Source organism: Streptomyces sp. NPDC042102, from assembly GCF_055582305.1.
This window is the reverse complement of record NZ_JBVJDL010000004.1, coordinates 123,928-144,509: the sequence shown is the minus strand read 5'-3', so window position 1 is coordinate 144,509 and position 20,582 is coordinate 123,928. Positions and strand designations below refer to the sequence as shown.

The window sequence follows — 20,582 nt, the reverse complement described above, 5'->3', positions numbered from 1 at the left end:
CGCCCCCGCGCAGCCTGGGTGTCCGGCACCCGGGGACAGCGCGGCCTGGTCCGGGTTCCGGCGCGCGGGGAGCCTGGTGGGGCGGCAGCCGCCCGAGGCCGCCGCCGGACCACCGAAGGAAGACCTCCCATGCGGCTCCAGCAGCTCCCCGACACCACCGGCGACGCCGTCCTCGAACGGATCCGGCGCCTGCCCGCCGCCCGGCGGCGCATCCTGTTCACCGGCGCCACCATCGTCACCATGGACCCCGGCCTCGGCGTCATCGACCGCGGCGACCTCCTGGTCGAGGGCGACACCATCGCCGCGGTCGGCCCGGACCTCGGCCCGGACCCCGGCCGCGGCGCGCACACGGTGGTCGTCGACGCGACCGGCACGATTCTCGCCCCCGGATTCGTCGACACCCACCGGCACGCCTGGCAGGCGCAGTTGCGCCGGATCATGCCCGACGTCGACGACCTCGGCGGCTACGTCGAGGCCACCCTGGCCGGCTACGCCACCGTCTACCGGCCCGAGGACATGTACACCGGCACCCGGCTGGCCGCCCTGACCGCCCTCGACAGCGGCATCACCACGATGCTCGACTTCTCCCACAACTCCCGTACCCGCGAGCACTCCGACGCCGCCGTCCAAGCCCTCCTCGACACCGGTATCCGCGGCGTGCACGCCTCTATGGGCCCGCACTTCGGCGCCTGGGACCGCCAGTGGCCCGGTGATCTGACCCGCCTGCGCGACCGGTACTTCGCGAGTGACGACCAGCTGCTGACCCTGCGCCTGGCGGCCCTGGCCACCGAGGAGATCGCCGGCCCCGCCCTCGCCTACGGGCCCCGGCTCGCCCGCACCGCGCGGGAACTGGGCATCGGGGTGAGCGTCGACGCCGTCTTCGGTACGGCCTCCTCCGCGGCCGTGCTGGACTGGGCCGAGGACGGGCTCCTCGGCCCCGGCGTCACCCTCATCCACGCCACCGGCCTCACCCCCGCGGCCTGGCGGGCCATGGGGGAGACCGGCACCACCGTGGCCCTGGCCCCCACCTCCGACGCCCAGATCGGGCTCGACAGCGCGGTGCCCGCCGTCGACGAGGCGCTGTCCGCGGGCATCCGGCCCGGCCTGAGCATCGACGTCGAAGTCGCCCTGGCCAGCGACATGTTCACCCAGATGCGGGCCCTGCACGCCATCCAGCGGATGCGCGCGGTGGGTGCCGTCCACGGCACCGGCCGGCAGCCCTCGCGCATCACCACCCACGACGTCCTGGACTTCGCGACCCTCCAGGGCGCCCGCACCAACGGCCTCGGAGCCGTCACCGGCTCCCTCACCCCCGGCAAGAAGGCCGACCTGCTGGTCGTCCACGCCGAGGACCTCAACACCATGCCGCTCAACGACCCGATCGGCACCCTCGTGCTGGGCTGCGACGCCCGCAACATCGGCGCCGTCCTCGTGGGCGGCGAACCCCGCAAATGGAACGGCCGGGTCCTCGACGTCGACCTGCCCGCCCTGCGCGCCGAGGTGCACGCCTCGCGCGCGTACCTCCTGAACACGCCGACCGCCGCCTGAGCCCGCCAAGCCCCGGCCGGGGACACGGCGTACCTGCCCGTAGGCTGGGGGTCGGCAGCTCCTGCCGACCCTCCCGGAAGGACGCACGTGATGAGTGAGAAGGCCCGCAGGCTGTTCGACGCGCTCGACCTCAACCAGGACGGCACCCTGACCCGCATAGAGGTGATCACCGCCCTGCGCGAGAAGGGCCCCACCCTGGCCGCCGGCGGGCACCTGCCGTTCTGGGGCCTGGGCGACGCCGACGCCGCCTCCGCGCTCTTCGACGCCGCCGACCAGAACGGCGACAACATGCTCAGCTACGAGGAGTTCGCCCGCGAGATCGACCGCCGCTTCGGCTGGTAGACCCGCAATGGGCCCCGCCCGGCGCCCGTGCCCGTTGCCCCGCCCCGCTCTTGATCGTTCAGATGGCTGACACGACAGTCGTCCAACGGGAAGCGAGCGACGGGGATGCGGATGGCACGCAGGACGATTCTGCGGGCGGTGCCCGGCGGCGCGGTCACCGCGCTGCTCGGCCTGGCCCCGGCGCCCGCCGCACCCGCGGCCGGCGCCGGGACCCCGGCAGGCGCACCCGACGCCCCCGACGGCATGGTGCGGCTGCGTCTGACCGCCGCGACCAACGGCGCGGCCACCGCGACCGCCGCCGGCGACCGGATCGTCGCCGAGGTGCAGAACGTCCTGTGGTCCGTACCCCCGGACGGCGCGCCGGCCGTCCCGCTCACCCCGCCCGACCTGGAACCGACCCGCCCGGTGTTCTCGCCCGACGGCCGGCAGGTCGCGATGAACGCCTACCGCGGCGGCGCCTTCCACATCTGGGTGATGCACACCGACGGTTCGGGACTGCGCGCCCTCACCGACGGCCCCTACGACGACCGCGCCCCGGCCTGGTCACCGGACGGCCGCACGCTCGCCTTCAGCTCCGAGCGCGACGGCGACCCGGTCTCGGGCACCCCGTACCGGATCTGGACCCTGCCCGTGTCCGGCGGCCGTCCCCGCCGCCTGACCGGCCTGCCCGGCCAGGACGGCCCCGGCCAGGACGGTGCCTTCGAGGACTTCGACCCCACCTGGTCGGCGGACGGCACCCGGGTGCTGTTCGTCCGCGGCACCGTCACAGTCACCAGCACCGGCACAGAGCCCGCCGGCACCCAGCCCGCCGCCCCCCGGCTCGTCGCGCGCACGCTCGCCTCCGTCGCCGCCGACGGCACCGGCCCCGTCCGGACCGAGCACACCGTCACCGAGGGGAACCTGCTGGCCCCCGCGCTCTCCCCGGCCGGCCGCACCGCCTGGCTGCACGCCAGGCCCGCCGTACGCAGGACCGAGACCATGACCCTCGTCGTCGACGGCCAGCCCGTCGCCCTCGACGGCGACCTCGCACCCGCCCCGCCCCGGTGGCTCGGCGACGACCGGCTGCTGATCACCCTCGACGGCCGGTTCCGGATCATCCGCCCGCACCGCGACGACACCGGCCGCGCGATCCCCCTCGACGCCACGCTCGACGTACGCCGGCCCCGCTACCGGGTCAAGGAGTACGCCCTGGAGGCCGAACACGACCGGCCGGTGCGCGGCATCCACCTGCCCGCCCTCTCGCCCGACGGCCGCGCGGTGGCCTTCGCCGCGCTCAACGCGCTCTGGGTGGCCCCCGTCACCGGGGGAGCCCCCCGCCGGATCGTCCAGGCCCCCGCCACGGCCTACGTCCAGGGACCGGTGTGGACCCCGGACGGCACCGCCCTGCTCTACACCGACGACCGCGAGGGGCTGAACGCCGTACGCCGCCGGGAACTGACCGGCGGCCGGGACCGCGTCCTCGCCGCCGGCGGCCGGGTGTACGGCGTCCTCTCGCCCGACGGCACCCGGCTGGCCGCCCTCGACCTCGCCGGCCGGCTCCTCGTACGCGACCTCGCCACCGGCACGGACACCCCGCTGGTGGCCGCGCTCGGCGGCGGCGGGCTGCCCGGCGCGCCCAGCTGGTCGCCCGACGGCCGGTACCTGGCCCTCTGCGACCGCAACCGGCTCAACCAGCGCTTCCGCGAGGGCCACAACCTCATCCGGATCGTCGACGCCGCCACCGGAGCCGACCGCCTGTACGCGCTCGCCCCGCACGCCTCGCTCTCCGACCGCTACGCGTCCGGCCCCGTCTGGTCGCCCGACGGCCGCTTCCTGGCCTGCGTCGGCGAGTCCGCGCTGTGGCTGCTGCCCGTCACCCCCGACGGAACCCCCGCCGGTCCCGCCCGCCGCCTGACCGACGAACCCGCCGACCACCCCTCCTGGTCCGGCAACTCCCGCACCCTGCTCTACCAGTCCGGCGCCCGGCTGCGGCTGCTCGCCCTCGACGCCGACGGAACCGCGTCCGGCCCCGCCCGGACCGTCCCCGTCACCCTGACCCTGCGGCGGCCGGCCCCCGTCGACACCGTCGTGCACGCCGGACTGCTCTGGGACGGCACCGGCTCCGCGCCCCGCGCCGACGTCGACGTCCTGATCCGCGGCGGCCGGATCACCGCCGTGGAACCGCACGCACGCCGCGGGCGCCGGGCCGGCCGCCACGTCGACGCCTCCGCCGGCACCGTCCTGCCGGGCCTGTGGGACTCCCACGTCCACACCTACCCGTACACCTACGGAGCCCGTCAGGGCGCCCTGTACCTCGCCTACGGCATCACCACCACCGTCTCGCTCGGCGGCTCCGCCCACGAACAGGCCCGGATGCGCGAGGACATCCTGGCCGGCCGGCTCGCCGCCGCCCGGCTGCTGGCCGGCGGCGAGCTCCTCGACGGCTCCCGCGTCGCCTACAGCATGGGCCGCGCCCACCGCACCGCCGAGGGCTTCACCCGGTCCCTGGCCCGGGGCGCGGAGCTGGACTGGGACTTCGTCAAGACCTACGTCCGGGCCCCCTACCCGCAGATGGAAGAAGCCGCGCGGTTCGCCCACGAACGGCTCGGCGTACTGGCCGGCTCGCACCTGTGCGCCCCCGGCATCCAGTCCGGACAGGACCTGACCACCCATCTGGTGGCCACCGAGCGCGCCGAGTACGGCCACGGCGCGACCCCGCGGGGCAACACCCACCAGGACACCCTCCAGGTGTACTGCCGCGGCGGCTTCCACCTGATCGCCACCCCCTTCCACGCCCTCCCGCTGATCGGCGCCGATCCCGCGCTCGCCGACGACCCCCGGGTGGGCGCCCTGATGCCGCCGTGGGACCTCGCCGCCGTCCGCACCGCCGCCGCCCGGCCGCCGCACGCCGACGAACTGGCCACCCTGGAACGGGAGATCGGCATCTACCGGCAGTCCGTGCTCGGCGGCGCCCAGCTGCTGCTGGGCACCGACGCACCGCTGGCCCCGGCCGGCCTCCACCTCCACCTGGGCCTGCGTGCCCTGCACCGGTACGGCATGAGCCCGGCCGAGGCCCTGACCACCGTCACCCGCACCCCCGCCCGCGTGTTCGGTGTCGCGGACCGGCTCGGCACCGTCGAGGCGGGCAGGATCGCCGACCTCACCCTCGTGGACGGGGACCCCTTCACGGACTTCGCGTCCCTGGTCCGGGTACGGGCGGCCGTACGCGGCGGCTCCCTGCACGAGGCGGCCGCCCTCACGGCGGCGTTCACCGCGCCGTCCGCACGGGCGGCCGCCCCCGACGAGGACTGGGCCGCGGCCGCCCGGCAGATGCTCCGCGACAGCTGCTGCCCCGACTGGTACGGTGCCGGAACCTGACCCGGCGCCCGTACGAGTGGCGGCGACGACCGGAACCGAGGGGGACCGACGGCCGGCCTCCGGCTGTGCGGCACCCGCGCGAACGGCACGCGCCGGAAGTCCCTACGATGACCAGCCATGAACACCAGTGAGGATGGCAGACGGGTCGTCGACGGCCGCTTCGAGCTGCTCGCACGTCTGGGCAGCGGCGGCATGGGAACGGTCTGGCGGGCCAGGGACATCGGCCTGCAACGGGAAGTGGCGCTCAAGGAGGTCCGCCCCGCCGACCCGGCGATGGCCGAGGCCAACCCGGAGCTCGCCCGTCAGCTGCGCCAGCGTGCGGTCCGTGAGGCCCAGGCCCTGGCCCGGCTCGCCCACCCCAACGTCGTCTCCATCCACCAGATCATCGAGCCGGACGACGGCTCGCACCCCTGGATCGTGATGGAACTGGTCCGGGGCGGCTCCCTGTACGACCGCATCGCACAGGGACCGCTGCCCGTCGAGGACGTCGTCCGCATCGGCCTGGACGTGCTGTCCGCGCTGCGCGCGGCGCACGCCGCGGGCGTCCACCACCGCGACGTCAAGCCCGCCAACATCCTGCTGCGCCCGGACGGCAGCGCCGTCCTCACGGACTTCGGGATCGCGGCGCTGCGCGAGTCCACCAGCCTGACCGCGCCCGGCGACCTCGTCGGCTCGCCCGAGTACATCGCCCCGGAGCGGGTGCGCGGCCAGGAGGGCAACCCCGCCTCCGACCTGTGGTCGCTGGGCATGACCCTGTACGTCGCCGCCGAGGGCGCCCATCCGCTGCGCCGCGAGACGGCGCTGGCCACCGTCGTCGCCGTCCTCGACGAGCCGATCCCCTACCCCGCCCGCTCGGGCGGGCTGGCGCCCGTCCTCGGCGAGCTCCTCGTCCGCGACACGACCGCCCGCCCGGACGCCGAGCGTCTGGAGGCGCTGCTGCGCGGGGTGGGGGCCGGTTCACCGCCGCCGCCCGCGTTCGGCGTTCCCGCGGGCTACGGCCCGGCCCCCGCTCCCGCCGCGCCGTACGCCCCGGCCCCGCCGGTCTTCGGGCCGCATTCCGTCGCCGTGGGCGCGCCCCACGGCGCCGTGACGGTCGCGGCACCGGTGCCGTGGCCCAACCCGCGGCCGTGGGCACGGCCGCTCATCGCCGCGTTGCTGGCCGCCGTCGTGATCGCGGGCGCCGTCGTCGCGGTGCGGGCGTGGCTGCCGGACAGCGCCGCGGGCAAGGGCGGCACCGACAAGGGCGGTGCGGTCGTCGCCGACCGCCCCGGTCCGACCACGGGCACCGGTGGTACCCCGGCCCCGGCCGCGCCGGGCACGGCCACCGCGCCGGCGGCGCGCACCGGCGCCGGGCAGGGCGACCTGCACACCCCGGCGGGCGCGCGGGCGATGGTGGCCGCCGTCCGGGAGGCGAGCGGCGGCGGGAGCGTGACCCGGGCGGTCATCTATCCCACGTACGCCTCGGCGACGGTCCCGGTCAAGGACCACCCCACCGGGACCCAGAGCTGGGACTACCGCGACGGGGCGGCGAAGAAGAGCATCATCACCGGCACGGTCCCGGCCGGGTCCGTCCTGATCGACCTGGAGAAGGTCGACTGGAACGTCGTGCCCGGTCTGATCAAGGAGGCCGAGGCCAAGCTCGGCGTGAAGGACCCGACCACGCGTTACCTCATCGTCGAGCCCGACCTCTTCGACAAGAAGGTGCCGACGGTGAAGGTCTACATCAGCAACGAGTACCACGAGTCCGGGTACCTCGTCGCCGGCCTCGACGGCAAGGTGACCAAGACGTATCCGGTCGGCTGACGCCCGCCGCGGCCCGGCGCTGGGCCGGTCCGCGCCGGGCCGGCCCGCGCCCGGCTCACCGGCCCCGCAGGACCGTCGCCAGCTGGGCCCGCGAGCGGACGTCGAGCTTCTGGTAGATCCGCGTGAGGCGGGCCTCGACGGTCTTGACGCTCAGGAACAGCTTGGCCGCCGCCTCCTGGTTGCTGGCCCCCTGGCTGACCAGTACCGCGAGCCGGGCCTCGCCCTCCGTCAGGGCCGCGACCGCGTCGTCACCGGACCCGCGTGCGTCCGCCCGCGCGCGGTCCGCGCCCGCCGGGTTCCCCGGGCTCTCGCGGGCCAGTTCGGCCCACGGGTGCGCGCCCGCCCGTGTGAACACCTCGGCCGCGCCGTACAGGGCGGCGCGCGCGGGGGCCCGCCGGCGGCGGCGCCGCTCGGCCCGGGCCAGCGCCAGCAGCGTGCGGCCGCGCTCCAGCGGCAGCCCGAGCGCCTCGAACCGCTCGGCCGTCGTCCGCAGCAGCGCCACCGCGGCATCGGCGTCGCCGGACGCCGACAGCAGCAGCCCCCGGGCCCGGTCGAGGGCGGTGACCACACTGGTCCGGCCGAGACCGGCCGCCACCGCGTGCACCGACGCGAGCAGCTCCGCCGCCTCCTCCAGGGCGTCCGCGGCCACCAGTGCCTCCGCCAGCTCCCCGTGCCAGCGCAGGATCGACGGGTCCACGACCTGCTGCGCGGCCTCCAGCCCGGCCACCCGGCGCAGCGTCGCCACCGCCCTCACGGTCTCCCCGGTGGCCAGCTCGACCAGCCCCAGGGCGTACAGGCTGCGGGAGAGGAACACCTGGTCGCGTTCCTCCTCCGAGGCCTGCACCCCGCGCCGGGCGTACCCGGCCGCCCGGGCGAAGCTGCCGGCCATGGATTCGGCCGTCGCCGCGACGTACCAGGCGGGACCGGGCGAGAGCCCCGCCTCGATGGTCAGCTCCAGGGCGCGCCGCGCGTGCGCCGCGCCCGCCGCGCACCTGCCCCGCCGCAGTTCCACCTCGGCGAAACTGCGCAGCACTTCGAAGACGTCCTCCGCCGAGCCGGTGCGCTCCACCGCGGGCAGCAGCACCAGCAGCTGTTCGCGGGCGTCGTCGAGCCGGTCGTCGAACAGGGCGTGGCGCACGGCCAGGTACTGCGGCGCGTTGCGCATGCCGAGCGGCACCTCGGGCGCGGGCAGCGCCAGCGCCCCGGCCAGGATGTCCTCGGCCTCCGCGTCGCCCAGGATCCGCCCCATCCGGGCCCGTACGGTCAGGGCCATGGCCTCGGCCACCTGGTCGCCGCCCTCGGCGGCCAGCACCCCGGCCTCGGCCGCCGCGGCCCGCGAGCGCACCGGGTCACCGTCGCTGAGGTTGAGCTTCCACGCGACCCGCAGCTGTACGGCGGCCTGCAGGGACGGATCGCCGGCCGCGTCGACCCGGGCGTGCGCGAAGGTCTCGTCCAGATCGGCCAGCGCCTGGCCGGCCGCGTCGATGACGGCGAGCCGCACCCGTACCCGGTCGGCGGGGGAGGCCTCGCGGGCGAGGACCGCCCGGGCCGCGCGGCGGGCGAGGTCGGCCCGCCCGGACCAGCCCGCGTCCTCGGCGGCGGCGACCAGGCGGGCCAGTTCCGCCGCGGGCCGGTCCACCGGGGTCACGTCCGCGGCCAGCAGCCCCAGTTCGGCGGCGAGCGCCCGGTCGCCCCGCCGCCGGCAGGCCGCCGCGGCCCCGCTGACCTCGGCGGCGAGCCGCTCGTCGGGGACGTCCACGGCCAGCGCCCGGTGCCGTACGGCCTGCACCGGATCGTCGACCGCGACGGCGAGCGCGGCGTGCGCGGCAGCCCGTTCCGGCCAGCCCGCGTCGGCGGCCAGCGCGGTGGGCAGGGCGCCGGCGGTGAACGCCACCGTGCCGTCCGCCGCCACGGTGACCAGCGCGGCCCGCTCGGCCTCGGCGAGTTCCCCCTCGGCGTCGGGGCGGCCGGCCCGGCGCAGCAGGGCGGTGGTCGGACGGGCGGCCAGGGCCGCGAGCAGCAGGGTGCGGCGGGCCCGGGCCGGGGCCTCGGCGAGCAGCAGCCGGGCCACTTCGCGGGCCTGCCCGGACACGGGCAGGGTGTCGGCGTGGTGGGCCCCGGCGCCGTCCCGGGCCTCGGCCAGGGAGTGTCCCAGGGCCAGGGCGAGGCGCGGGTTGCCGCCGCTGGCCTGGTGGATGCGGCCGGCGAGGCGGGCCGGCAGTCCGTGCCGCAGCAGGAGTTCGGCCAGCTCGTCCGCGCCGAGCGGGGGCACCCGGATGCCCGGGGTGTCCGGTCCGCACAGGGACCCGGCGACCGGCAGGCCGCCCTGGACGCACTCGGCGACCAGGACGCGGACGCCGGGCGGGGTCAGGCGGAACGCGAACCGCAGCAGGTCGGCGCTCTCGGAGTCCAGCCACTGCGCGTTGTCCAGCACGATCAGGACCGGACTGCGGGCGGCCAGCGTACGCAGCACCTCGACGACGGCCAGCCGCAGCGCGACGTGGTCGCGGCCGGCCACCGGCGCGTCGGCCTCGCGGCGCAGCAGCGCGATGGCCGTGCGCTGCGGCCCGGCGAGCGCCTCGAGGACCCCGCAGGGCACCGAGGTCAGCAGCGCCGCGGCGGAGGCTTCGGGAATCCAGCGGTCGGCGGCCTCCGGCGCCAGCCGCAGGACCGATGCGCCGCGGGACTCCGCGGCGGCCGCGACGGCGTCCGCCACCCTTGTCTTGCCGGCCCCCGCGGGTCCGGTGAGGACGGCGCGCCCGTGCGTGGTCAGCGCACGGTCCACCGCCTCGATCAGTTCGCCGTGTCCGACGGTCGCGTCAGCGTTCCCCGTCGCCGCCACGCACTGCCACCAGCCTCTCGCTCCCCGGTTCCTGTGCCTCTTCTGTGAGCGCGAGAATACGAGGTCGGCGGGGTGGCGGGTCCGCATTGTGACGCAGAAATCAGTCGGGCGGCAGGAAAACCCGTGGGTCCGCCGGTGAGGGACGTACCGGCGGACCCACGGGCCGAGTTGGTCCGGACCTCTTGGTCGAGGAGGTCCGGACCTTTTGTGGGGGGTGGCGGTTCTCGGGTGACCTAGAAGCCGAGGCTCCAGGAGTCGATGTAGCCGGTGTCGGCGGCGGCGACGTCCTGGACGCGCAGCTGCCAGGTGCCGTTGGCGGTCCACGCGGAGGCGTCCACCGTGTACGTGGTGATCACGTTGGCGGCGCTGTCGCCCGAGGAGGCCTGCAGGCGCTTGACGGCACCGCCGGGGCCGACCAGGTCGATGACCAGGTCACCGCGGTAGCTGTGCTTGATGTCGACGTTCACCTTGAGGGCGGCCGGGGCGTTGCCGGTGCGGCCGGTGACGGCGATCGAGGAGGAGACGGCGCCGCCGTTGTCCGGGATCGCCACATCGGTGGTGTTCTCGAACGCCGGGGTGACCGGACCGGAGGTCACGGCCGCGACGGTCCTGGCCGCGTCGGCCAGGCCGGCGCCGCAGCCACCGGTGCAGGTACCGGCCAGCGGGCGGGCGTTGGCCTTGATGGCCGCCTCGATCTGCGCCGGGGTCAGCGCGGAGTTCGCCGACTTCATGAGCGCGGCGAGCCCGGCGACGTGCGGGGCGGCCATGCTGGTGCCCTGGTAGGGCTTGTAGTTCTCGGCGCCGGGGGTGGTGGTGCCGGTGTTCAGCGTGGAGAGGATGGCGTTCTCGGGGGTGGTGACGGTGCCGGGCGTGTCGGTGGCGCGGCGGGTCTCACCGCCCGGGGCGGCCACGTCGATGATCGTGCCGAAGTTGGAGTAGTACGAGCGGTCGCCGGCCCGGTTGGAGGCGGCCACGTTGATCACGTTGTTGCAGCTCGCCGGGGAGAAACCGGCGGCGTCGGAGTTGCTGTTGCCCGCGGCGACCACGACGGTCGTGCCACGGCCCACGGCCGCGTTGATGGCGTTCTGGTACGTCGCGCTGCACGCGCCCGGACCGCCCAGGCTCATGTTGATGACCTTGGCCGGGGTGGCGTTCGCCGGGACGCCGGAGACCGAGCCGCCCGAGGACCAGGTGATCGCGTCGACGATGTCGGAGGTCGCACCACCGCACTTGCCGAGCACGCGCACCGGCTGGACCTTCGCGCCGTAGGCGATGCCGGCGACGCCCTTGGAGTTGTTCGTGGCGGCCGCGATGGTGCCCGCCACGTGGGTGCCGTGCCAGGAGGAGTCGCTGGCCTTGGAACCGATGCCGCACTCGCCGGCGGCGGTCCAGTCGCCCTGGTCGGCCGGGTTGCTGTCACGGCCGTTGCCGTCACGGGCGCTGGAGGAGCTGGAGATGAAGTCGTAGCCGGCCACGACGTTGGCGGCGAGGTCCGAGTGCGCGACGTAGCCGGTGTCGATGACGGCCACGGTGACGCCGGCACCGGTGGTGGTGTCCCAGGCGGCCGGGACGTTCATGCCGGCGGTGGGCTCGAAGAGGTCCCACTGCTTGGCGTAGTCGGTGTCGTTCGGGGTGGCGAGCGGGTACGCGCGGGTGTCCGGCTCCACGTAGGCCACGTCCGGGTCGGTGCGGAACTGCGCCATCACGTCGGCCGCTTCGGCCGGGGTGAGGGTGCCGCCGAGGTCGACGAGCGCGGCTCCGGTGCCCAGGCGGCGCTCGAAGCCGACGTTCTTGCCGGCCTTCTTGCCCTTGGCCTTGGCGTCGCCGGCGGCCGCGTCGTTGGAGGAGGCCTCCGAGGCGCTCGACTTGTATCCGACGATCACGTTCTCCACCGGCGCGGCGGGCAGCGGGACGCCCGCGGCGGCCGCGGCCTGGCCGGGGACGGGGGCCGGCTGCTCCTGTGCCAGGGAAGTGGTGGCGGTCCCGCCGAGCAGAGCGGCGGAGACGGCCACCACGGATATGAGACGTCGTCCGGATGGGTGCACAGTGTTCCCTTCGCGGCCGTTTCCGGACATGCCGGAATGACCGGTTGGTGCGGTGTGGGAGGTTACGGCGGCCACGGGGCCGGGAACCCCTCCCCGGCACCGTCGCGCACCACGCTGCCCGGGCTCACGCGGCGGCGGGCCCGGGGCAACGGCGTACCGGGACACGACCTGCCGCACGGGGTCCCGCCCTGTGGGGGTGGCGGGCGAACCGCTTGGCCGGAAGAGATCGCCGGTGGGCAGACAGTAGGCAACGCCGGGATGAACCCGATACAGGGAAAACCCTTGTCCGCCCCCTCGGGACCCTCCCCGACCCCCATCCGGACACCGCTCCAGCGGGCCTCAACTCCCGCGATAGTAAAGGGAGTTGGCTGTCAACGCGAAAAACCGCGGCAAGGGAAGAGTTCACATGCCAGACACATGTGTCCGAATTCCGGACGCGATATCACGGATGCCGGACAGTGCCCGTCGGGAGCGCCGAAAAGCGGTGCGCGGGGGTCACGCGCTGGGGTGCAGCCGTCCCGGCGCGCGGTACGCGGCTTGCGCCGTACCGAGGGCGCTGCCGCGCTGCCAGGTCCGCCAGTCCACGTTCCAGTCGCCGTAGCCGTTGTCGAACGCACTCATCCGGTCCCCGCCGCTGTTGACCACCTCGACGATGTCGCCCTCGCGCACGGTGTCGTAGAACCACCGGGCGTCGCTGGTGCTCATGCCCGTGCAGCCGTGGCTGACGTTCTCCTCGCCCTGCGACTCCACCGACCAGGGCGCGGCGTGCACGTACTCCCCGCTCCAGGTGACCCGGGTCGCGTAGTAGACCGGCAGGTCGTAGAACTCCGTGGTGCCGCGCGCGATCCCGACGCTGTCCCCGCGCATCCGGACCTTGTACTCCTTGCGCAGGACCACCTTGATGCCGCTGCGCGTACGGAAGCCCGCCTTGCCGGTGGTGACCGGGATCGTCCGGATGACCCGGCCGTTGCGGCGGACGGTCATCGTGTGCGTGGCGGAGTCGGTGACCGCCTCGATGCGGTCCCCGATGGTCAGGTGCAGGGGCTCGGACGCGCCGCCGTAGCGGTCGTCGCCGAGTTCGACCCCGTCGAGCCCGCTGCGGACGCTGATCTCGGTGTGCGCGGGCCAGAAGTCCACCGGCCGGTAGTGCAGGTTGCGGTCGTCCACCCAGTGCCAGGCACCCTCCACACGGGGTTCCGACGTCACGTCCAGGGCCTGCTCCACGCGGGCGCGGACGTCCGGGTCGCTCTCCGGGATCCCGTCGCTGAGCGTGGCGGTCACGATCTGGCCCGCGCCGTACGTCCCCGGGCCCGGCCCGAACTCGACCGTGAGCCGTTCGCCGTCGCGGTCCGCGGGCGGCGAGGTGCGGAACACGGTGGTCGCCGCGACCGGCCGGCCCACCACGTCCTGGGCGTAGGCCCGGACCGTGTAGACCTCACCCGCCCGCAGCGGCTCGGAGTTGAGCCAGCGCTCGCCCTCGCGGCCGAGCTCCCCGGCGAGGTGCCGCCCGTGCCCGTCGTGCACGGTGACGTCGGTGAGCCGGCCCTCGTCGGCGAGGGCGATGTGCAGCGGGCCGGCGGCGTCCGCGGCCGGGATGACCGTCGGGCGCCCGCCCGACGCCGTGGCCAGCACCCGGCTCCCCTCCAGGGCCGTGCCCACCAGCAGGGCGACCGGGGTGCCGGCGGCGGGTTCGCCCGCCACCGCCGCGGCGGCGTCGGCCATCCGCAGCGCCCCCGGTGCGGCGGCGCCGACCAGCAGCCCCCCGGCCAGCAGGGTCGCGGCACCCCGCTTCACGCTCTGCCTGCTCCGCGACCTCGCCACGCGCTCCTCCTGATGATCCCGTGCGGCACTGGAGGGCAGTATGAAAACAATGTTGAGCAGGAAGGATGATCGTCAACTCGGCTGCTGGGCCCGAACGGGCACCCAAGTGAACCCGGACAGACCAGTGGTGGGGCGGGTGTGAGACTCCGTCAGGAACGGAACGCGGCGGTGGCGTCAGGAACGGAACACGGCGGCGAGGTGCGCGGCCAGGGCGTGCGGGTCCGGCGGGGACAGCCGGGCGCCGAGGTAGCCGTCGGGGCGCACCAGGAACGCGGTGGGCCCGCGCACCGCGTAGAGCCGGGCGAACTCGCCGCCGCTGTCGCGGTACACCGGCCCCCCGTCGCCGGGCGCCCGGGCCGCCGGCCCGGGGAGCAGCGTGCAGGTCGTCACCCTGCCGTGCGACACCTCCCGGGCGACGGCGGCGAGTTCGGCGAACCCGTCGGCCGCACCGCGGCCGCCCGGCGCGCCCGCTCCCTCGGTTCCCGGGTGCAGCAGCAGTACGTGCTCGCGCTCGCGCAGCAGGTCGTACAGCCGCAGCGGGAACGCGGCGATCTCCTGCGTCAGGCCGGCGCAGTCCGGGGCCCGGTCGCCGGCGTCCGGCCCCGGTCCACGGCCCCGCGCCGCCACGACCGGGCTGTCCCGGTAGTCGATGAGCAACTGGGCCTCGCGCAGCAGCAGGGTCCGCGGGTCGTCCGGGTCGGCGTCCATGCCCTCGGTCGCGTGCCGGACGGTCCGGGCGACGACCTCCGCCCCGACCGGACGGCGCTCGGCGTCGTAACTCGCCAGCAGCCGGGGATGCGCGGCGCCCCGGACGGTCAGGGCGAGCTTCCAGGCCAGGTTGGCGGCGTCCTGGACCCCGGTGTTCATGCCCTGCGCGCCCGTCGGCGGGTGGATGTGCGCGGCGTCCCCGGCGACGAAGACGCGGCCGTCGCCGTACCGGTCCACCTGGCGGTGGCTGATGCGGAAGACCGACGACCAGCGCAGGGCCGACGCGGTCGTGGGCCGCGGGGAGAGCCGGTCCAGGGTCGCCTGGACGTGGTGGAGCTCCGGGGCCCGGCCGCCCTCCAGGCCGTGGCTCACGGAGTCGGGGCCGTCCGCCGGAGGCGCGATGCGCAGCTCGGGCGGTACCAGCGTCGACATCCGGTACCGGCCGTCGCCGGGGAGCGGGATGCACACCAGCAGGTCGTCGACCGCGCCGTCGCCGCCGTGGTGCACGCACCGGACGCCGTAACCGGCGGGCAGGTCCCAGTCGACCGCCACGTCCGCGAGCATGTACTCGTCGGGGAAGGCCCCGCCCTCGAAGGTGAGCCCGAGCTTCTTGCGGACGACGCTGTGCGCCCCGTCGCAGCCCACCAGGAACCGGGTCCGCACCGCCTCCCGGGCCCCGGAGGCGGTGACGAGCGTGCTGGTGACCCCGGCGTCGTCCTGGGTGAACGACAGCAGTTCGGTGCCGCGCTCGATGCCCGTGCCGAAGCGGGCGAGGAACTCCTCGAGGATCCGCTCGGTCTCGTACTGCGGCAGCGCGGCGAAGCCGTACGGCACCTCGGGCGGCAGCGTGAGGTCGATCCGGGCCCGCTCGGCGCCGTCGACGTACAGCAGCTGCCCGCGCAGCGGGACGGCCGCCTCCAGGGCGGACCGCACCAGGCCCATCCGGTCCCACAGCTCCAGGGTGCGCGGCTGGATGCCCACGGCCTTCGCGTACGGCAGCCGCGCCGGCAGCCGGTCGACGATCCGGCAGCCGATCCCGCGCCGGCGCAGTTCGACGGCCGCGGTGAGCCCGACCGGCCCGGCACCCACCACCAGGACGTCCGATCCGTACGTTCCGTCCGAAGCGCCGGTGCGCGCCATGGCGTCTCCCGTCGTGAGCCCCCGCACGAACCGGCCCCCGCCCCTCATGGTCGCCCGCGCGGTGTCCCGCGGCCACCGCGCGCGGGAGCGTCCGTAATCGCTCATCTGTTCGGTTCTCGGGGTACGGTGGAGGCATGCGCGCGCCACTGCAGGGATCACTCTTCGACCAGGCCGACGAGATACGGCTCGGACCGCTGCGCGGGCTGCGGCGGCGGGAGCTGGGCAGCGGGGCCTGGGTGGACCTGCTGCCGGGGTGGCTGAGCGGGGCCGACGCGCTGTTCGAGGAGCTGGCGGCCGGCGTGCCCTGGCGGGCGGAGCGGCGCCGGATGTACGAGCGCGAGGTCGACGTCCCGCGCCTGCTCGCCCACTACCGTGCGGGGGAGCCGCTGCCGCACCCGGTCCTGGAGGAGGCCCGGGACGCCCTTTCCGCGCACTACGCCGGCGAGCTCGGCGAACCCTTCACCACCGCCGGCCTGTGCTACTACCGCGACGGCCGCGACAGCGTCGCCTGGCACGGCGACCGCACGGGGCGCTCCGCCCGCGAGGACACCCTGGTCGCCATCCTCTCCGTGGGCGACCCCCGGGACCTGGCGCTGCGCCCGCGCGGCGGCGGCCCGGCCGCGCTGCGGCTGCCGCTGGGCCACGGCGACCTGGCCGTGATGGGCGGCTCCTGCCAGCGGACCTGGGAGCACGCGATCCCCAAGTCCGGCCGGGCCGTGGGGCCACGGATCAGCGTGCAGTTCCGGCCGCACGGCGTCTCGTGACCTCGGGGCCGGGCCGCCCCGGACGGGGAACGGCGGCCGTCCGGACACCGTCCGGTCGCGGGGGACCGGCGCCGGCCCGTGGCGGCCGGGTGGTGCCATCCGGCGCACGAGGGGCCCGCCCGGCGCGCCTTCGCGGGCCCGGACCGGCATGAAGCTGCCAGCGGACGGGAGCCCGCACGCCCCGCGCGGGCACACTCACCCCTGCGCCCCCCCGCATCGCGGAACACGTCCCCCGACCCAAGGAGCACCCGTGCCGACCCGCCTCAGCGCCGCCCAGCCCTACGCCCTCGGTCTCTTCCGCATCGTCACCGGACTGCTCTTCGCCTGCCACGGCGCCGCCTCCCTCTTCGGCGTCCTCGGCGGCGCGCACGGCGGCGGCACGGTGCCGGCCGGCGCCTGGCCGGGCTGGTACGCCGCCGTCATCCAGCTCGTCGGCGGCGGCCTGGTGATGCTCGGGGCCGGCACCCGCAGCGCCGCCTTCCTCGCCTCCGGCTCCATGGCGTACGCGTACTTCGTGATGCACCAGGAGAAGGCGCTGTTCCCGCTGCAGAACGGCGGCGAGCTCTCCGCCCTGTACGCCTGGACCTTCGTGCTGCTGGTCTTCACCGGCCCCGGCGCGTTCGCCCTGGAGCGGGTGTTCACCGCGCGCGCCGGGAACACCCGTCCGCAGGCCGGGGGCGCGGGCGAGGACGGCCCGGCCGGCCCGGGCGACCGTGCGCGGGAGGCCGTCGCCGCCTGACCCTCCCCATCGCTGCGCGGCGGGACGGGCTCCGGCCCGGCCCGCCGCTCCGGCGCGCCCGGCCGAGCAGGCGGCCCCGCCCCCGCTCCCCGTCGTCGCGGTCGTACGTCAGGTCGTGGCCCGTGCCCCGACGGGGTAGGAGATCATGGATGGGTCCGGGACCGGGATCCGACGAGGGGGGCACGTTGACACCGAGCACGGCCGGCGCCGAGGGGATCAGCCTCGCCGACCTAGTCGAAGGCGCCGGGAAGGAGCGGCGCGGCGCGCTGTGGCGGCTGCGCGCCCGCAACCGGCAGCTCGACGCGAACGTCGTCCGGTTGCCGCCGGACACCCCGGTGGCGGAGCACGTGGAACCCCAGGTCGACGTCCTCCTGATCGTCGTCTCGGGCAGCGGCGTCCTGACCCTCGGCGGCGTGGAGCAGGAGGTGGCCCCCGGCACCCTCGCCCTGCTGCCGCGCGGCACCCCGCGCGCCGTGCTGCCCGGCGCCGACGGGCTGGTCTTCGTCACCGCCCACCGCCGCCGCGCCGGGCTGCGGATCGGGCGCGCCCGTACGGCGCCCGAGCCGGACAGCGCCCCCCACTGCACCCTGCACCGCGTCTGCCGGCAGTGCCGGCGCCACGCCATCGAGGCCGACGCCCGCTTCTGCAGCCGCTGCGGCAGCCCCCTGCCGGGCACGTCCGGCGACACCACGTGACCCGGGCGCTCCGGGGGCGTGCGCGAGCGTAAGGGGGCGCACGGCCGAGCGGGTGCATCCGCTCGGCGAAAAGAGTGGCGGACGACGTGCACGAACACGCTCCGTTTTCGGTTGGGTGGGGCATGGGGAGCGCGCCCTGCTCCCCGGCTGCCGGACTCGGGAGCAGGCACGCCCGAACCACTCACTCCACTGGAAGGTTTCGCGCGACGTGAATCTTTTCGGGGCCGCCGCCCGCCTCGTGCTGATAGCGACCACCGCGGTCCATGTGTGTGCCCTTGACGTATCCGCCGGCTGCGGCAGCGGCGACGAACAGCCGTGGGGGAGTGCGTGAACGAGGGCGAGATCGACCCATCCCGGGACCAGGCGGTCTCGAGCGAGCTGTCCGGTGTCGTGCCGGTCGAGTTCGGAGCGTTCCACTCCCAGCAGCACCGCGGCTACCTGCGCTACGCGCACCTGCAACTGGGCACCCGGCACGACGCCGAGGACGTCGTCGACGACGTGTTCACCTTCCTGCTGAAGGTCTGGCGCCAGGCGCTGAAGGAGGAGAGCCTCCACGGCTTCGCCTGGGCCGCGCTGCGCGAGCACGTCGAGCGGCGGCTGGCGGTGCTGGGCCGCCCGGCCGCGATGGTGGAGACGGCCTGGTTCGCCGCCCTGCGCCGCCCCTCGAGGGGACGCCTGGAGCTGCTGGAGTCCAAACTCGGCCTCTACGCGGCGATCGCCGACCTCTCGGAGCGGCACTACGACGTGGTGCTCCTGACGTACGTACTGGGCAACGACTACGAAACGGTCGCCCGGATGATGGGAATTTCCCCGGCGGCGGTCCGTTCGCACATCCGCGGCGCACGCCGGACCCTGTCCCGGACGCTCGGGGTGGACTGGGTCCCTGGAGAGGAGAAGGGCCAGTGAGCGACATGACGCGCGACCGCGACGCGGTGATGGGGGAGGAGTTGGACGCGGCACTGGAGGACGCGGCCGTACTGGCCGACGAGTACGCGGGCTACGACGAGGGCGCGGCCCGGCGGCGGATCGCCCGCCGGGTCGTGAACGACCGGATGCGCTCCCGCGGCATCCGGCGTTCCGCCGGCCGGGTGCCGCTGCCCGGCCACGCCCTGCCGGTCCCGGCCGACCACCTCGTGCTCGATGCCGCCTGTCACGTCCGGGCGGCGCGCGGCCTCGACACGCTGGCCTGGCACCTCGTCGACGAGAAGGCGTTCGTGCAACGTGCGCTGGCCGACGGCGCCTGGCCGTACGGCCGGGACGCGGCGCTGCTGTTCGGCTGCGTCCTGCACCTCGGCGGACGCCGTGAGGGCGCCCAGTTCTGGTTCCAGTACGCCGCCGGCGCGGGGTCCCGTACGGCGGCCCGCTGCCTGTACCTGCACCACCTGGCCCGGGCCGAGGTCGCCACCGCCCGGCACTGGGACCGGCGGGCCGACCTGATGCCCCCCGAGGAGGAACTGCCCGAACTGCCCGACCTCCCGGCGAACCTGGAAGGGGCGCTGGGCGCCTCCGTCATCTGGACCTCGCCGCCCATCACCACCCAGGACCTCACCGCGCTCCCCCCCGCCCACGGGCACCGCGGCAACGCCGCGCGCCGCAGACTTCCCGAGCGGCTGCGGACAGCCGTCACCGCGCTGGAACCGGAGGACGACGCGGACCTCGGCGAGGTCGTCCTGCCGAGCCCGGCGGTCGCCGTCGCGCTCGCCCGGCACGCGCGCCTGACCCGGTTGCACCTGACGGACGAGGCCAGCAGCTGGTCGGGCCGCGCCCTGCGCGCGCCGCGCGTCACGCAGGCCGCCCGGCGGGCCCAGCCCGGCCGGCCGGCGCCGGCCGCGCTGGAATCCGTACACCAGGCACTGCGCGCCCTGGAGATCGTCAACCGGTACTCGGGGGGCGTCAGCCTGGCCCAGATCGCCCGCCAGACCCAGCTGCCCCAACTGACCCTCGCCCGGGTCATGGAGCGGCTGGTCCGCTCCAACCTGGCAGCCCCGGTCGGCCCGGCCGCGTACGTCGCCGGCAGCGCCCTCGGGCTCACCGCGGCCGTCGGCGACGGCGGGCAGGAGCAGATCCGCCAGACCCTGGCCTGGGTGCGCGACGCCGTCGGCGCGGCCGTGTACGTGGCCCGCTACCACGACGGGGAGATCGCGGTCACCCACTACGCGGACAGCCCGTCCGCGCCCGTCGTCGAGGAGTGGGTGGACTTCCGGGCCACCGCGCACGCGTCGGCCGTCGGCAAGGCCCTGATGACCCAGCTGGACCACGCCGGGCGCCGCGACCATCTGGCCCGGCACCCGCTGACCCCGTTCACCGCCCACACCCTCACCAGCGAGCAGGTCCTCTTCCACCAGCTCGACGCGCGGGCGCCGGGTGCGGCGCTCCTCGACCTCCAGGAGTACGCGCTGGGCACCGTGTGCGCGGCGGTGCCCATCACGGCCGGGCCGAACCCGGAGTGCGTGGCGCTGTCCGTACCGGCGCCCGATCCGCGCCGCCTGGGGGAGGCCGCCCGGATCCTGCAGAGCGAAGCGGCCGCGGTGCTGCTCGCGCTGCTCGTCGCCGGCAGCACCGAGCCGGCGGCACCGCAGGCGGCGGACCGGGCCGCCGAGGGGACGGGGAGCACGCTGCTGACGACCACGTCGTAGCGGGGAGCAGACGGCTCGGGAGCGGGAGCCGGGGGGGCCCGGGGGGGCCCCCCCCCCCGCCCGGCGGGGGGGGGGGGGGGGGGGCGGGGGGGGGGGGGGGGGGGGGGGTGGGGGGGCCGGTGGCCGGGAATGAGGGGGGGGC

13 protein-coding genes are annotated in these 20,582 nt (G+C 75.8%); 9 read left to right on the top strand and 4 right to left on the bottom strand.

From position 1 onward, the window contains the following. Positions 1-129: 129 nt before the first annotated feature. The 4 genes from ACZ6KO_RS18850 (at position 130) to ACZ6KO_RS18835 (ending at position 7,050) form a co-directional block, all read left to right on the top strand. Positions 130-1,548 carry an amidohydrolase family protein gene (locus ACZ6KO_RS18850; RefSeq protein ID WP_469305104.1) on the top strand — a complete coding sequence of 473 codons (1,419 nt, stop codon included), beginning with the start codon at positions 130-132 and terminating at the stop codon, positions 1,546-1,548. 90 nt (positions 1,549-1,638) lie between these two features. Continuing rightward, positions 1,639-1,890, top strand: a complete 252-nt coding sequence (locus ACZ6KO_RS18845; RefSeq protein WP_469305103.1) for an EF-hand domain-containing protein — start codon at positions 1,639-1,641, stop codon at positions 1,888-1,890. A gap of 111 nt (positions 1,891-2,001) precedes the next feature. Continuing rightward, positions 2,002-5,247: an amidohydrolase family protein gene (locus ACZ6KO_RS18840; RefSeq protein WP_469305102.1), complete on the top strand. Its 3,246-nt coding sequence runs from the start codon at positions 2,002-2,004 to the stop codon at positions 5,245-5,247. 117 nt (positions 5,248-5,364) lie between these two features. Next, on the top strand, positions 5,365-7,050 hold the full coding sequence (locus tag ACZ6KO_RS18835) for a serine/threonine-protein kinase (protein WP_469305101.1): 1,686 nt from the start codon (positions 5,365-5,367) through the stop codon (positions 7,048-7,050). A gap of 55 nt (positions 7,051-7,105) precedes the next feature. Here the strand turns inward: ACZ6KO_RS18835 and ACZ6KO_RS18830 are convergent, their stop codons facing one another. From ACZ6KO_RS18830 to ACZ6KO_RS18815, 4 genes are all read right to left on the bottom strand, one after another. Further along, on the bottom strand, positions 7,106-9,892 hold the full coding sequence (locus tag ACZ6KO_RS18830; RefSeq protein ID WP_469305100.1) for a helix-turn-helix transcriptional regulator: 2,787 nt from the start codon (positions 9,890-9,892) through the stop codon (positions 7,106-7,108). Between the two features lie 233 nt (positions 9,893-10,125). Then, positions 10,126-11,967, bottom strand: coding sequence for a S8 family serine peptidase (locus ACZ6KO_RS18825; protein WP_469305099.1), 1,842 nt, complete (start codon positions 11,965-11,967; stop codon positions 10,126-10,128). 465 nt (positions 11,968-12,432) lie between these two features. Continuing rightward, complete coding sequence (locus ACZ6KO_RS18820; RefSeq protein WP_469305098.1) at positions 12,433-13,758, bottom strand: L,D-transpeptidase; 1,326 nt, start codon at positions 13,756-13,758, stop codon at positions 12,433-12,435. A gap of 174 nt (positions 13,759-13,932) precedes the next feature. Beyond that, positions 13,933-15,606 (bottom strand): FAD-dependent monooxygenase, encoded by a 1,674-nt coding sequence (locus ACZ6KO_RS18815; RefSeq protein ID WP_469305097.1) that lies wholly within the window; start codon positions 15,604-15,606, stop codon positions 13,933-13,935. A gap of 134 nt (positions 15,607-15,740) precedes the next feature. Here ACZ6KO_RS18815 and ACZ6KO_RS18810 point away from each other — a divergent pair, with 134 nt between their 5' ends. From ACZ6KO_RS18810 to ACZ6KO_RS18790, 5 genes are all read left to right on the top strand, one after another. Next, positions 15,741-16,370, top strand: coding sequence for an alpha-ketoglutarate-dependent dioxygenase AlkB (locus ACZ6KO_RS18810; RefSeq protein WP_469305096.1), 630 nt, complete (start codon positions 15,741-15,743; stop codon positions 16,368-16,370). Between the two features lie 250 nt (positions 16,371-16,620). Beyond that, positions 16,621-17,109: a DoxX family protein gene (locus tag ACZ6KO_RS18805; RefSeq protein ID WP_469305095.1), complete on the top strand. Its 489-nt coding sequence runs from the start codon at positions 16,621-16,623 to the stop codon at positions 17,107-17,109. Between the two features lie 185 nt (positions 17,110-17,294). Beyond that, positions 17,295-17,804, top strand: coding sequence for a cupin domain-containing protein (locus ACZ6KO_RS18800; protein WP_469305094.1), 510 nt, complete (start codon positions 17,295-17,297; stop codon positions 17,802-17,804). Positions 17,805-18,131: 327 nt separating this feature from the next. Beyond that, complete coding sequence (locus ACZ6KO_RS18795; RefSeq protein ID WP_401451671.1) at positions 18,132-18,710, top strand: RNA polymerase sigma factor; 579 nt, start codon at positions 18,132-18,134, stop codon at positions 18,708-18,710. Positions 18,711-19,570: 860 nt separating this feature from the next. Beyond that, the gene (locus tag ACZ6KO_RS18790; protein WP_469305704.1) at positions 19,571-20,440 is read left to right on the top strand and encodes an IclR family transcriptional regulator; all 870 of its coding nucleotides are present in this window, start codon (positions 19,571-19,573) and stop codon (positions 20,438-20,440) included. The last annotated feature ends 142 nt before the right edge of the window (positions 20,441-20,582 follow it).

Coding starts and splice junctions, on each gene's coding strand:
- ACZ6KO_RS18850 (WP_469305104.1), top strand. CDS start 130: ATGCGGCTCCAGCAGCTCCCCGACACCACCGGCGACGCCGTCCTCGAA.
- ACZ6KO_RS18845 (WP_469305103.1), top strand. CDS start 1,639: ATGAGTGAGAAGGCCCGCAGGCTGTTCGACGCGCTCGACCTCAACCAG.
- ACZ6KO_RS18840 (WP_469305102.1), top strand. CDS start 2,002: ATGGCACGCAGGACGATTCTGCGGGCGGTGCCCGGCGGCGCGGTCACC.
- ACZ6KO_RS18835 (WP_469305101.1), top strand. CDS start 5,365: ATGAACACCAGTGAGGATGGCAGACGGGTCGTCGACGGCCGCTTCGAG.
- ACZ6KO_RS18825 (WP_469305099.1), bottom strand. CDS start 11,967: ATGTCCGGAAACGGCCGCGAAGGGAACACTGTGCACCCATCCGGACGA.
- ACZ6KO_RS18815 (WP_469305097.1), bottom strand. CDS start 15,606: ATGGCGCGCACCGGCGCTTCGGACGGAACGTACGGATCGGACGTCCTG.
- ACZ6KO_RS18810 (WP_469305096.1), top strand. CDS start 15,741: ATGCGCGCGCCACTGCAGGGATCACTCTTCGACCAGGCCGACGAGATA.